9 protein-coding genes are annotated in these 13,403 nt (G+C 45.6%); 5 read left to right on the top strand and 4 right to left on the bottom strand.

Annotation, left to right across the window (positions count from 1 at the left end; translation table 11 throughout):
* Positions 1 to 101: 101 nt before the first annotated feature.
* Both MHI21_RS01330 and MHI21_RS01335 read right to left on the bottom strand, forming a co-directional pair.
* Positions 102 to 1,499 (bottom strand): phytase, encoded by a 1,398-nt coding sequence (locus tag MHI21_RS01330; RefSeq protein WP_342419265.1) that lies wholly within the window; start codon positions 1,497 to 1,499, stop codon positions 102 to 104.
* Positions 1,500 to 1,609: 110 nt separating this feature from the next.
* Positions 1,610 to 2,485: a helix-turn-helix transcriptional regulator gene (locus MHI21_RS01335; protein WP_342419266.1), complete on the bottom strand. Its 876-nt coding sequence runs from the start codon at positions 2,483 to 2,485 to the stop codon at positions 1,610 to 1,612.
* Between the two features lie 193 nt (positions 2,486 to 2,678).
* On the opposite strand from MHI21_RS01335, the gene MHI21_RS01340 reads away from it, so the two are divergent.
* From MHI21_RS01340 to MHI21_RS01350, 3 genes are all read left to right on the top strand, one after another.
* Positions 2,679 to 4,622, top strand: coding sequence for a beta-L-arabinofuranosidase domain-containing protein (locus MHI21_RS01340; RefSeq protein WP_342419267.1), 1,944 nt, complete (start codon positions 2,679 to 2,681; stop codon positions 4,620 to 4,622).
* Positions 4,623 to 4,649: 27 nt separating this feature from the next.
* Positions 4,650 to 6,020 (top strand): MFS transporter, encoded by a 1,371-nt coding sequence (locus MHI21_RS01345; protein ID WP_342419268.1) that lies wholly within the window; start codon positions 4,650 to 4,652, stop codon positions 6,018 to 6,020.
* 275 nt (positions 6,021 to 6,295) lie between these two features.
* Positions 6,296 to 7,687, top strand: a complete 1,392-nt coding sequence (locus MHI21_RS01350) for an MATE family efflux transporter (protein WP_254351785.1) — start codon at positions 6,296 to 6,298, stop codon at positions 7,685 to 7,687.
* Positions 7,688 to 7,776: 89 nt separating this feature from the next.
* Here the strand turns inward: MHI21_RS01350 and MHI21_RS01355 are convergent, their stop codons facing one another.
* The gene (locus MHI21_RS01355) at positions 7,777 to 8,766 is read right to left on the bottom strand and encodes a zinc-binding dehydrogenase (protein ID WP_342419269.1); all 990 of its coding nucleotides are present in this window, start codon (positions 8,764 to 8,766) and stop codon (positions 7,777 to 7,779) included.
* A gap of 135 nt (positions 8,767 to 8,901) precedes the next feature.
* Here MHI21_RS01355 and MHI21_RS01360 point away from each other — a divergent pair, with 135 nt between their 5' ends.
* A complete protein-coding gene (locus MHI21_RS01360) occupies positions 8,902 to 9,774 on the top strand; it encodes a LysR family transcriptional regulator (RefSeq protein WP_341162549.1) in 873 nt (290 codons plus the stop codon).
* A complete protein-coding gene (locus MHI21_RS01365; RefSeq protein WP_342419270.1) occupies positions 9,752 to 10,900 on the top strand; it encodes an RDD family protein in 1,149 nt (382 codons plus the stop codon). Before MHI21_RS01360 ends, MHI21_RS01365 begins: the two co-directional genes overlap by 23 nt.
* Positions 10,901 to 11,061: 161 nt before the next feature.
* Here MHI21_RS01365 and MHI21_RS01370 read toward each other — a convergent pair whose 3' ends face one another.
* A complete protein-coding gene (locus MHI21_RS01370) occupies positions 11,062 to 13,320 on the bottom strand; it encodes a beta-L-arabinofuranosidase domain-containing protein (protein WP_342419271.1) in 2,259 nt (752 codons plus the stop codon).
* Positions 13,321 to 13,403: the final 83 nt, after the last annotated feature.

The following is a 13,403-nucleotide window of genomic DNA, read 5'->3' on the forward strand; positions in this document are numbered from 1 at the left end:
AACAAAAAGGGGTGTCCCAAGTAGCCGTTTTATGGCTTTTGGAACACCTCTTTTTTTCTATGAATAGGGTCGGAAAGTTGAGTTGATTTCCCCGAGGGGCATTACTTCGTGCTTCTGTTTACCAATTCACGCGGGTTGGTGCCATCGTCTATCGTTAGCGGGGTAGGGGCTCCCGTAGCGATTCGCTCCCAAGGCACCATTTTAAAGTTCTGATTTAACTTTTTGCCGTTTTGAAGATTTTCGTCATCTTGTGCAACGAAGATACCATGTGGGAAATTCTTTCCTAATCCGTAGCCAAGAACATCAATACCGTCTGTGACAGATGTGCCATCAACGGTAGGGCTCGCGCTAATCGTAAAGTTGCTTATATATGCATTGTCGCCTTGTCGTTCATAGATCGCATAGCTGCTGTTTCCTTGACTGGAGGCCATGAGATACCCCTTGCCATCTTTACCGTAATACAATGTAAGTCCTTCTATGTCATCGTGAAGTCTGCGCCCATCTGCAATATCCACACGTCGCAGCGGCTCGGTTGAACCGTCTGGCTCCGCACTATACTTCCAAATAGCGTAATCCTCTTCAGCGATGTAGATCGTACCATATTCATCATCAGCAACCATGCCTTCGGATTGCGTATTCAGCTTGAACTGGCGGACAAGCTTACCTGCAATTTTGCCGCTTCCGTCGTCAGTCAGCTCATATTGCTCAAATTCACCCTCTTTGCCCAACACGAGCGCGTAAAATTTATCTGTCTTGAGGCTATGGTATAAGCTGAATCCGTACACTTCTTTCATAGATGCTTTAATGGGTTTGCCAACCACGTTGGTCAGCTTTCCTGATGCACCGTCAATGGAAAAGATATCGATCGTGTTGTTGGTTCGATTGGTTGCCCCTGCAATATCAATTTTTTTGCCGCCCAATGTGAAACCGTAACGAAGATCCACGTTATTCATTTTTCCGACCTTCATGTTTTGCAGTTGCTTGCCTTCCAGATCATAGACTAAAATCCCGCCGCCTTTATTGGTTGCTAAAATTCTACTTTTCTCTGGATCGGCCGGGTTGAGCCAGATTGCAGGGTCGTCGGCTGCGTCTTCTCCATCCTCCACAGCTTCTGTTTCAGCAGAAGGGATCACTTTATAGGTAGGGACTGCGTCCGTTGGATCTGCATATTTGCTGTTCTCTGCTTCAAGCGCTGTAAGAAGTTTTGTAGGAAGATATACATTTCCATTCATCATCTTAATTTCCCGGTCCGCTTTTCCGCTTAGTCCAGCTAGACGATATTGCTTCTCACCCACTGTAAAGGTCCCGACAATGCCATTTTTCAGCTTGACCAAAACAGACTGGTCATCACTGTCCCATGTAATTGTCGCCCCCATTTTATCTGCCTGTGTTCGTAGTGATGCATACCCGGATGGCTGAATGTCTGCCGCATGGGTCAGTTCTGGTGATACCAGAATCCCTGTTAAAATGGCTAATAATACGAGTTTAGTTGACTTCATATGTATGCCCCTTTTCCGAAGTAAAAATGATATAACCGACTCAGTATAAAGCGAGAATATCAAAAGGATACAATGAAAATGTAAAGAGAATGTAAAGGAGGTGTAAGCATTCAATGGACTGGTTTCCAGTATTGTTGTCTGTAATTCTTTGGAGACATTCCGAATTTTTCTTTAAAGCATTTGGAGAAATAGCTTGCTTGGGAGAATCCCGTTTCCTCCGTAATTTGTTGGACAGACCAGTCGGTTTGTAGCAAAAGACTGCGCCCTTGATCCAGTCGATAATCCATTAAATACTCAAGCGGTGTGCGCTGGAAGGCGACCTTCATACATCTGGCGAGATAGTTCTGATGTACGTGAAAATGGGTCTCCAAATCTTTATTGGTGATTGTATTTTTGTAATTCTGTTTTAGGTATATTTCGATTTGTTCCGCCAACTTAGAGGAGCTGTCTTTATTATTCTGGTCATACTCCAAACTCTGGAAAACACTCGCAAACGTCTGTTGGGCCTCCCATAGTGCCAGTTTTCTAGGTTTTAAAGTAGAGGCTAGTAAATGGTCTAATTTCGAAAATAGCTCATGTGGATTCACCACTTTTTGAATTTTGGGCAAATGAATGGTCGTATGTTCTGAATGAAAGTGCAGCTCGGGAATGGGGGTGCTGGGTATAATAGGATTGGGCGAGGATTGTGCGCACCACATGCTATTGGTTTGAAAATGGAACCAGTAAAAGGAGGTTTGTTCTGTACATGCCTCAATGGGAAAATGATGTTTATCCGGTTCAAGAATGAGAGCGTAATTTTTAGTTACCTTCCACACTTCGTCCTCTTCGCCAATGTGCAGCAATCCTTCTTTAATGATTATTACGTCAAAATAACCCAGATTATACCTATTCGGGTGCCAATCCCCTTTTTGATATGTAGTAAAATTCCCCTCAATGAAATAAGGCAGCGGAGGAACAAGGAATGATAGAAAGTCTGTTTTGCTCATGGAAGCCAGCTCCTTTGTGTGTGAAATCGTATAAGTTTTAGTTAAAGATCGCGATTTTTTTTATAAATTCAGGTTGATAAAATAAGGACTGTAGCAAGGGGAGCTCAGGTTAGCTTGTACGATATTATCATTACTTTATCCTTATTTTCTCAAAAATGAAAGCGTTCTATTTCCAGGAAGGGATGTTTATCCAATGAAAACGGCAAAGCCAGTTAAGCATGTCATCGTTGACGATTTATTTTGGAAAAAGTATAAGCAGGTTGTGGCGGAAGAGGTTATTCCTTACCAATGGAAAGCATTAAATGATGAATTACCAGATACAGAACCCAGTCATGCGATTGAAAACTTTAGGATTGCAGCCGGGGAATCCAGTGGGGAGTATTATGGAACCGTTTTCCAGGACAGTGACCTTGCCAAATGGTTGGAGACGGTTGCCTTTAGCTTAAGGGATCATCCGAATCCTGCGCTTGAAGAACGGGCTGATGAAGTGATTGAATTGTTGGGAAGAGCTCAAGCTGAGGATGGGTATCTAAATACGTACTATCTGCTTAAGGAACCCAACAATCGCTGGACCAACTTAAGAGACAATCATGAGTTGTATTGTGCAGGGCATTTTATAGAAGCGGCTGTTGCTTATTATGAAACGACGGGCAAAACGAAGTTTCTTCACATTATGGAAAAATACGTAGACCTGATTCAGCAGGTTTTTGGTACGGAAGAAGGTAAACGGAAAGGCTATCCGGGACATGAAGAAATTGAGTTGGCTTTGATCAAATTATACGACGTAACTGCAAAGGATCAATATCTCAAATTAGCGCAATATTTTATTGAACAGCGGGGACAGCATCCCATTTACTTTGCAGAGGAACAAGAACAGAGAAAACATATTCAAACAGAGCCCACCTGGAATGATGATAACAATATTAATTTTGGCTTAGGCTTCGAATACCAGCAAGCACACCAACCTGTGCGGGAACAAAAAGAGGCAGTCGGCCATGCGGTAAGAGCGGTGTATCTGTATATTGCGATGGCGGACTTGGCCGCGAAAACAGGGGATGCTTCCCTGTTACAAGCCTGTGAAACGCTGTGGGATGATGTAACGAATCACAAAATGTACATCACCGCAGGGATCGGTTCTACTGTAAACGCGGAAGCATTCACTTGCCATCACGATCTTCCCAATGACAGCATGTACTGTGAGACTTGCGCCTCTGTAGGGCTGGCCTTTTGGGCCAATCGTATGCTGCGCTTAGCGCCAGACCGGAAATACGCCGATGTTCTGGAGCGTGCGCTATACAACGGGACGATTAGTGGGATGGACCTGGACGGGAAACGATTTTTCTACGTGAATCCGTTGGAGGTTAATCCTTTTCAAAAATCCAGAAAAGATCAAGAGCATGTAAAAACAGAACGTCAAAAATGGTTTTTCTGCGCCTGTTGTCCGCCCAATTTGGCACGAATGATTGCATCAGTTGAGGACAATATGTACACCCAAACGGATGATACGTTGTATACGCATCTGTACATTGCCAGCAAGGTGAACATGACTTTATCTAGTCATGAGGTTGAAATTACACAAACTCATCATTATCCATGGGATGCGGATCTAACCTTTTCGATCCACGTAACGGAGCCGACTTTCTTCAAATGGGCACTACGGATTCCTGGGTGGTGCAAGCAGGCAGAGGTAAAGGTGAATGGGGAAACCATATCATTAGACCGTCTGGAAAAGGGCTATATCGAGATTCAGCGTACTTGGAAGGACGGAGATGTGGTAACTCTGCATTTGGCTATGCCGGTTGAGCGCATTCGGAGCAATCCGCTGGTCTCCATGAACCAGCAGCAAATTGCTCTCCAACGCGGACCAGTCGTGTTTTGCCTGGAAGAAGTGGATAATGGAGCGAATTTGGCAGGATTAAGATTGACAAAGGATAGCCTCATTACGGAAGAGTTCAGCGAAAACCTGCTGGGTGGCATTGTAAAGCTGACCATAGAGGGATACCGGGTAAAAAATTCGAATGCATTATATAGCTCAGAGCCTCCCGAGTTTGTTCCTCAACAAATTACCGCGATTCCTTACTACGCCTGGTGCAATCGGACTAAAGGGGAAATGCGTGTATGGGTTTATGAATCATAATTCATTCGCATGGGGAGAGGAAAGATCATGAGTACGAGAATTGTGAATACGGAACCACCGGAAAAGGCAGCAAGTACCGTTCCTTTTCATCGTAAAATCAGCTATTCATTAACGGATACGGCAGGCAATCTACTATACTGTGTTATTTCCAGTTATCTATTATATTTTTATACAGATGTATTCGGACTTTCTATCGGGATTGCCGGGACATTACTATTTATCACCCGTTTTATCGATGCCATTGATGCCCCGATTTGGGGCATCCTGATTGACCGAACCAAGTCAAAATATGGCCAGAGCAGACCCTATTTTCTATGGTTAGCTATTCCATTCGCTGTGTTCATGGTCCTTACGTTTACGACACCCAATTGGAGTGAGTCGGGCAAAATTGCATATGCCGCCATTACGTATATCATAGCCGGCATCCTGTACACAGGAATTAGTACGCCGATTACGTCTATTCTGCCTAATCTGAGCACCAATTCTAATGAACGCGTAGTCTTGAACTCCTTCCGCATGGTCGGGGGGAATGTGGGTTTCTTCATCGCCACGACGTTTACGTTACCTTTGGTCGCTTTCTTTGGACAGGGGAATGATCAAAAAGGATTTTCCTTAACGCTCGTTTTATTTGGAATCATGGCGATTATTATGTTTTTCATAGCGTTTGCCGATTTGCGCGAAAATGCAGCAGTGAAAACGAAATCTGTTCCCATTGCTAAAAGCTTTACAGCCATCAAACGAAACTGGCCCTGGATGCTCGTTGTAGCTGCCAACTTGTGTTACTGGATCGGCTTGAATATTCGTTCAGCAACTTTAATCTTTTATCTGCAATACAATCTGGACAGTAAGGACTTAGTGCCTTTAATCAATGGACTGACCTCCTTGCAGTTGATCTCGATGGTTCTGATTCCGTTTTTCGCCAGAAAATTAAGTAAAAATGCGATTATGATTATCGGATTGATATTAGCTGCGCTGGGTCAAGTCGTGATTTTAATGGGCAGTACAGACTTAACCCTCATTATTATCGGCTGGATTATTGGTGCGTTAGGATCAGGCTTTGCATGTTCTATGCCGTTTGCGATGTTGTCAGATACAGTCGATTATGGGGAATGGAAAAATGGTATTCGGGCAAGTGGTTTCCTGACCTCGATTGGAAGCGCATTCTGTATTAAAGCGGGTAGCGGAATCGGCGGATTATTGCCAGCATGGATCATGGGCAGCACCGGTTATATCGCTGGGCAAGTTCAAACTCCTACGGCGTTGTCTGGCATTCAGTTTAGCTTTATCTGGCTGCCATTTATCATCTTCTTGATCGGAATCATTCCTATGTTTTTTTATAAAAAATTCGAAAAGAATGAAGCTTCTATTCAACAAGATTTAATTGCGAGAAGATCATAGACATTCTTTTAACAATGTATTCATGACATATTAAAATATTATAATGCTGCTCCAAAACCTGTTCACTGAGCTGAGCAGGTTTTTCTGTTATTTTCTATTCAAATGTGAGCAAGACCATTGACAGGATTTTCTTTTGGAGTAATACTTCTATGTAGAGAAAAGTGTACAGAATCAAGAACTAGACACATCTAGCCTTGCAACTTTATACATTTTTTCGCCATGAAGGCTCTTCTGTTGAAGGGTTTTTTTCAATTTGAGAAAAAGAATGTGATGATATGAGTCAACTGAGTGTAAGGATGAGAACACATGGCTTTCTGAATAAGCATTTTTCAGGAGAGTCTATTGATTATCGACAAATTATCGCGCTGTTTATCCCGCTTCTGATTGATCAGGCTTTTATCGTGGGTCTTAATTTGGTGAACACGGCAATGATTAGCTCGTCGGGGATGGCGGCAGTCAGTGCTGTAAATATGATCGATTCTTTGAATATTTTTCTGATTAATGTTTTTGTCGCAGTGTCTACCGGGGGAACGGTTGTCGTGGCACAGTATAAGGGGAGCGGTAACGACCTCATGGTCTCTAAAGCCGCATCCGGCACCATTTCCTCCGTTTCCTTGTTGGCCTTATGTATCAGTTTGTTTATGATCCTGTTGTACAATCCGATTTTAAGTGTTCTGTTTGGTTCCGCCTCGCCTGATGTATTAGCTAACGGTAAGGTATATCTGCTGGGAAGCTGCATGTCTTTTGTAGGGATTGCAATCGTTGAGGCAGTGTGTGGGGCGCTGAGGGGAATTGGGAAGACGAGGGCATCGCTGGCTCTTTCGCTCATCATGAACCTCTCGTACGTGCTCCTCAATGTGGTATTCATTAATGTATTAGATATGGGTGTGCTGGGCATGACGATTGCAGTCAATGTGTCCAGATATGCAGGAGCAGTGTGCGCGCTGATTTATTTGGTCAGGGTAGATGATGACTTGCGTGTGCAGCTTAGAGATATGCTTTATTTTAATCTGGCTATGCTTAAAAAGATTCTGTTTATCGGGCTTCCCTTTGCAGCGGAACAGATGTTTTTCAATGGGGGCAAAATTTTAACCCAAATTTTCATTGTGAGTCTGGGGACCAATGCATTGGCGACGAATGCCATTTGCTCCTCCCTAGCTAACGTGTTCCAAATCCCTGCGAATGCTTTGGCTCTTACGATTGTAACCGTGGTCGGTCAATGTATGGGACGTCGAAATGTCGAGGATGCCCGGAAGTTTACCAAATCGTTTATTTGGCTGTCGTCTTGTTCGTTTATTGTAATGGGGCTCATACTGATGCCTTTGTTTGAGCCGATGGTGGGGCTGTTTCATCCGCCTGCTGAAATCGTAGATGACATATTTGTTGTCATACTGATTAATACGTTGGCCCAGATTCCGCTCTGGTCCATCGCCTTTATTACACCCTCTGCCCTAAGGGCAGCAGGTGATTCGAAATTTACGTCCCTCACCTCAATGCTGTCCATGTGGTTGTGCCGGGTAGTGCTCGGGTATATTTTGGGCATTGTGTTCAACCTGGGGATTGTTGGTGTCTGGCTGGCCATGGATATTGAATGGGGCGTGCGGGGACTCGTTTTCCTTTGGCGCTTCCGCGGCAACAAATGGGTCCAGCATCGTTTGATCGACTGAATAGGTCCACTACTATAAAATTGACTTCTGGATGAAGGCATTTTACGGTAGTGGATTTTCTTCTATTCCTATACTTCGTTGCAGCCCCCTTACCCTATCTTGATCCCTATATTGCCTAGCTGCGCTCCCTGCTGCATACGGTGGAAGGCTTGTGCTGTGTCTTGTAAAGAAAATACGCTATCTATAATCGGATGGAGTTCATGGCGCTCCATGAACTGAAGCATAGCTGCGAATTCCTCGCCACTGCCCATAGAGGTGCCGATGATGCTGATTTGAGGGAAAAATATAGACCGCAGTGGAATCTCTACTCGATCTCCTGAGCTTGCACCAAATGTAACGATCCGACCGTTCGGCTTGAGGATATCCAAATATTTATCGAACGTAGCAGGACCGATACTCTCAAGGATCAGATCCACGGTGTCTCCGTTCATACTTTCTTTCCATTCGCTATGGCTGTCGAATGCATGATTAGCGCCATGAGCGAGGGCAGCCTGCCTTTTTGCTTCGTTGCGTGACGTGACGGTGACCCGTGCGCCTGCCGCTAAAGCCATAAGCATGGCATACGTGGCTACACCACCCCCAATACCGGGAATGAGGACGTGCTCACCCTCCTGCAATTGGCCTCTTGTGAAGAGCGCGCGGTAAGCGGTCAAAGCAGACAAAGGCAGCACCCCTGCTGCTTCCCATGAAAGGTATGCTGGCTTGCTGACCGCATTTTGGACGGGGATGATAACCGATTCAGCGAATGTTCCGTCTGAAGGTCCGCCCAGAATGGCTGGAACCAAGGGAACATGATGCGTGTTCTCCCATCCGATACATGGATTGATAATTACATCAGTACCTACTAGCGAGGTTGGGACACCATCACCCACAGCCTCGATCACGCCTGCTCCATCCGACCCCAGAATGAGTGGAGCATCGTGGGCTGTTCGATCCGCCATGAGGAACAGATCCCGATGATTTAAGCCTGCAGCTTTAAGTCTTACCTTCACTTCGTTGTGCCACGGCTGTCTGTCTGTGATGTCTGTATACATCAGGCCCTCAGGGCCGCTTTTGCTGGCATGGATTACGGCTTTCATTTTAAAACCTCCCGTGGTTCGAATTTAGATACAATTGCATGTATATTGAATTGTACAGAGCGGCAAGCGTCCGGTAAAATGAACAAAATCGAATGTGAGTATCATAAATGATCATACCAAGCAGGTGACATATACATGGAAAGCAGTGATTTGAAAATTTTTCAGGCTGTCGCTCGCGAGGGCAGTATCACGAAGGCTGCGCAAGTTTTGAATTATGTACAGTCCAATGTGACCTCGCGGATTCAGCAGCTTGAGGCACAACTGAACGTACCGCTATTTCGTCGATCTAATCGGGGAATGACGTTAACGCCGGCAGGAGAGAACCTGCTGAAATACACGGATACCATACTGACCTTGCTGGACGAGGCTGTAAAGTCCACTCAATATTCAGACCATCCTGCGGGACCTTTGCGACTGGGATCGATTGAGACGGCGGCGGTTACGCATCTGACTTCTTTATTGACGGAGTATCACGCTCAATATCCTGATGTCCATCTATCGCTTATGACAGGCAGCACCCATGATCTCGTACAAAAGGTATTGAATTACGAATTAGATGGAGCGTTCGTCTATGGCCCCGTCGATGATCCGCATATAGAGTATGTTGCAGCTTTTGAAGAGGAATTGGTGCTCATCTCGCAACCAGGGAAAAAGGACATGAACGAGCTGCTTGCCAAGCCTATGCTGTTTTTCGACGTAGGGTGCACGCATCGTACAAGAGCGGAAAGCTTTCTGAGCGAAGCGGGTGTGGATGCATATCAGGTTATGGAGTTCGGAACGTTGGAAGTCATTTTGGGTGGTGTAGCCTCTGGTCTGGGGGTGTCCATGTTGCCACAATCGTCGATTGCAAAGGCAGAGGAGGCGGGAAGTATTGCTTCTCATCGTTTACCTGAAAAATATCGCAAATTAGAGGTGTGGTTTGTTCATCGGCGGGATTCGATTTACTCCAGTGCACTGTCAGGCTTGCTCCGCTGGATGAAAAAGGATGTTATACTTAACTGGGATTAAATTGACATCAGGGGTGTATCATTTGGAAGAACAAGATGTAACGAACAATCCATCTACAGTAGCTCCGGGACCATATGCGACGAATGGCAACTACCATCGACGAGAACCGGATAAGATGGCGGTATTATCAGAAACATACGGAGCCTCTATCTTCTTCAGAAGATGGGCGGCTTGGATGATTGACTTCATTCTTATCGTCTTCGGGTATGGAGGGCTGGTTTATTTTACAGCGAAAAAAGTATCTGAAGTAGGAACTCCAAATATGGGCATGGTAGTGATGCTCTTCCTGATGGGCTCCTTCTGCTATTATTTATTGCTGGAAGGACTTACAGGCTATACGCTGGGTAAGTTTGTACTTCGCATTCAGGTCGTAAATGGAGAAGGGAAACCGCCGGGCATGGTTAAATCCTTGATCCGTACCCTTATACATTTGGTGGATACGAATCCGCTGCTTTTCTTCGGGCTGCCCGCTGGTATATGTGTGCTGGTGACACCTCGGAAACAACGGATTGGAGATATGGCTGCGAATACATATGTGGTTAAGGTACGGGATTTGGGGACAGTGAGCAGAAAAAAAACCGGAATTTTGTCCGGGGTAATCATCCTGATGACGATCATTTCGGTCATCTTCGCTGTATCCCTTATTTCTTCGCTCATCACACAAATGGTGAAGCCCGAGGTTTTTGTTAGTAAGGATGATCAGTTTGCGGTTACGGCTCCGTGGAATTGGTCACGAGATAACATGATTAATGAGGAAGCGGATATTTCCATTAAAAATGAATTGACCGAAAGATATTTGATTGTATTGTCAGAACCGAAAAGCGATTTTGACAGCAGTATGACTCTTCAAGAATATAAAGGGATCATTGAGGATCATTTGGTGTCAGGAATTATGGCCCCTGAGTTGGGGAACCCTTCCGACATCGAGGTAAATGGATACCCTGCCATCGAATTTACCCTGAAAGGGGAAGTGGAAGGTACTCCAATTATGTATAACGTGACCACGATTGAAACACCTTCACATTATCATCAGGTACTTGCCTGGACCTACGCTTCGCGATACAGCAGGGCACAGCAAGAGCTACGCAAGATTAGGGACAGTTTCCGTGAAATGAACATGCTGTGAAGTGAACATGAAGCAATAACGATGATTCGAAGTTATAAGGCGGTAAGCGGAACAAGCAGACAGCTTATAGGAGCGTCTGCTTGTTGTTTTATAGGCTTATTTTAAAAAATGAACAATTAAAACGGAGTACGCGGAATAGTAGATTTATATAGATAATTTGATCATACAATAGAATGTCTGATCACTCGTAATCCGGCCACTTTCGCCACCTTACCTTGTGGATGGGCTGTGAATTGAATCGTAACTTCATTCTTGTGGCCCGTCACAGATAGAGGAAGCTCATAAGCAAATGTCTCGAATTTATTCATTTCCTCAGACGCCAGCTTGCCTTCCCCTAAAATCTGACCATCCGCAGTGATGTCAAAGTCACCATGAGGACGGCTCAAGTCCTTCAAATAAGTGACCGCCAATTGGACAGGCTCATCCGGAAGCACCTTCATGACAAAAGAGAACCAGCCCCCAGGCCATGTATCGCGATATTTGCGGTTATAGATGGACCCCAAACCTACATGCTCTCCAGTAAAGGCATGATCCCGTTCTGGCTGCATTTCGGCAGGCTGCACAACGTCCACTGTAAGTCGTTCCAGCTCTAGCTGATACGCTAACGCGGTACGATATTCTGCCTCTGTTGCTACCCAGTCCTCCTGGGAAAAGAGATCCCAATAGACGGTATATGAACGATCATACATCTGATAAAACGGACGAAGCTTCAAGTCTCCGATATAGCCTAAGTCGGTCATATGGAATGTATTAGGCTCGTTCCCGTCAGCAATTAGCTTCGTTGTCAATGAGTCGGCCGCTCCGATCAGAACAGACGCAAGCAGACGTTCCTCGTTGGATTCCGGTGTGACAGGGCCAAGGTCCCCAGCCAGCACTAGCGGGCCATACATAAAAGCAATTCGGCGTGGATTATCCGGCATTTCCTCGACTCTCACGGTCATAGGAATGTCATACTCGATCGTATCCCCATTGTTCCATTCCCGTTCAATTACAACGTAGCTGGTAGGACAAGCCTCTGTGACGTACTCTTCCCCATTGATTTTAATCATCATCCCTTGCTCCGCCCAATGCGGGCATCTTAGCTTGATCGCGAAGGATTTGGGCTTCTCGCTGATGACGCGTAGCGTTCCCCGTCCATTTTGCGGAAAGAGAGTGTCTTGTTTGAGCTGTACGTCCATCTCGTCCCATGTCACGGTAGAAGGGACATATTGATTGACATAGATCGTTTCTGGCGTGTGAAAATAAATCGCAGTGCCGTACATGGAGTGACTTTCCATACCGGACCCGACACAGCATGTGAAATCCTCATATTGAGAATTAAAGGACTTGTGTCCTCCCATTTCCAGCGATACAAAATAGCACACACGTCCATCTACAGGCTGCTGTGAAGCCAGGATATGATTGAACATCGCTCGTTCATAGTAGTCGGCATAGGCTGCATAGGCATCCCACTCGAACATATGTCTTGTTAATTTCAGCATATTGTAGGTGTTACAAGTTTCACAGGTACCTTCGCCCAAGCGGTCATTCAGCTTCCCGGGTTCACCAAAATGTTCATTATAGCTATTGCCGCCGATCACGTAGGAATGCTTGTGAACAACCCGATCCCAGAAAAAGCGAGACAGGTCCGCATATTGCGGTTTTCCCGTCATTTCAAATTGCCGTGCAGCGCCAATGATTTTGGGGATTTGCGTATTGGCATGTCGCCCTGCCAACGTATCTTGGCTATCCGCGAGATCATTGAGCACCTCTCCGTGATAAAAGCGTTCCGCCAGGCTCAGAAAGCGTTCTTCTCCCGAATGTTCCGCCAAATCCGTTAGAACTTCATTCATACCGCCAAACTCGCAATGCAGCACCTGCTGCACCTGATCATCGTCCAGCCCTTGAAGTACATCCTCCAGCCAGTTGCCGAGTTTGATTTCTATAGACAGGGCCTTGGGATGATGCGCCAGCAGATGTGCATCACGCAAGCCCGCAAAAAGTTTGTGCATGGTATATAGTGGCACCCAACCGCCGTTCAGATCAAAGCCCTGGGAGCGGATATCTCCGGCTTTTACTTCTTCAAAAATCTCTTTCCCACGTGGAATGCCGGAAATGTATCCGTTTTCATGACTGTTTTGGCATATTTCCAGTTCGTCGACTACATAGTTCACGCGTTCCAACAGTCTTTCGTCGCCTGTGGAGGCAAACATCAGTGCACAGCCGGACAGGTAGTGACCGAGTGTATGTCCGCTGATGCCACGCGCTTCCCAGCCTTCATAGTGAGCCGCTTTGGGCTCCAGTCCCGCATATTCACGAAAGCGTGATAGTAAACGGTCGGGTTCCAAACTCAGCAGGTAGGCCGTATTCAGTTCCATCGCATGTAAAAGTGGGCCGGAATCAATTCTTACTTTATGCAAGTCAAAAGCTTTAGCTTTCAAAATCATCGCTCCTTAGCTAAGATGAAAGTGTATATTTCTCCACTACATTAGCATTGCAATCGCGGTATGTCAGTAGCTTAACC

Origin of the sequence: Paenibacillus sp. FSL H8-0168, assembly GCF_038592955.1 — a bacterium.
Taxonomy (GTDB): Bacteria; Bacillota; Bacilli; order Paenibacillales; family Paenibacillaceae; genus Paenibacillus; species Paenibacillus polymyxa_B.

Excerpts from the sequence above, each read along its gene's own strand:
- MHI21_RS01335 (WP_342419266.1), bottom strand. The coding sequence starts at position 2,485 with ATGAGCAAAACAGACTTTCTATCATTCCTTGTTCCTCCGCTGCCTTAT.
- MHI21_RS01340 (WP_342419267.1), top strand. The coding sequence starts at position 2,679 with ATGAAAACGGCAAAGCCAGTTAAGCATGTCATCGTTGACGATTTATTT.
- MHI21_RS01350 (WP_254351785.1), top strand. The coding sequence starts at position 6,296 with ATGAGTCAACTGAGTGTAAGGATGAGAACACATGGCTTTCTGAATAAG.
- MHI21_RS01360 (WP_341162549.1), top strand. The coding sequence starts at position 8,902 with ATGGAAAGCAGTGATTTGAAAATTTTTCAGGCTGTCGCTCGCGAGGGC.
- MHI21_RS01330 (WP_342419265.1), bottom strand. The coding sequence starts at position 1,499 with ATGAAGTCAACTAAACTCGTATTATTAGCCATTTTAACAGGGATTCTG.
- MHI21_RS01355 (WP_342419269.1), bottom strand. The coding sequence starts at position 8,766 with ATGAAAGCCGTAATCCATGCCAGCAAAAGCGGCCCTGAGGGCCTGATG.
- MHI21_RS01365 (WP_342419270.1), top strand. The coding sequence starts at position 9,752 with ATGTTATACTTAACTGGGATTAAATTGACATCAGGGGTGTATCATTTG.
- MHI21_RS01345 (WP_342419268.1), top strand. The coding sequence starts at position 4,650 with ATGAGTACGAGAATTGTGAATACGGAACCACCGGAAAAGGCAGCAAGT.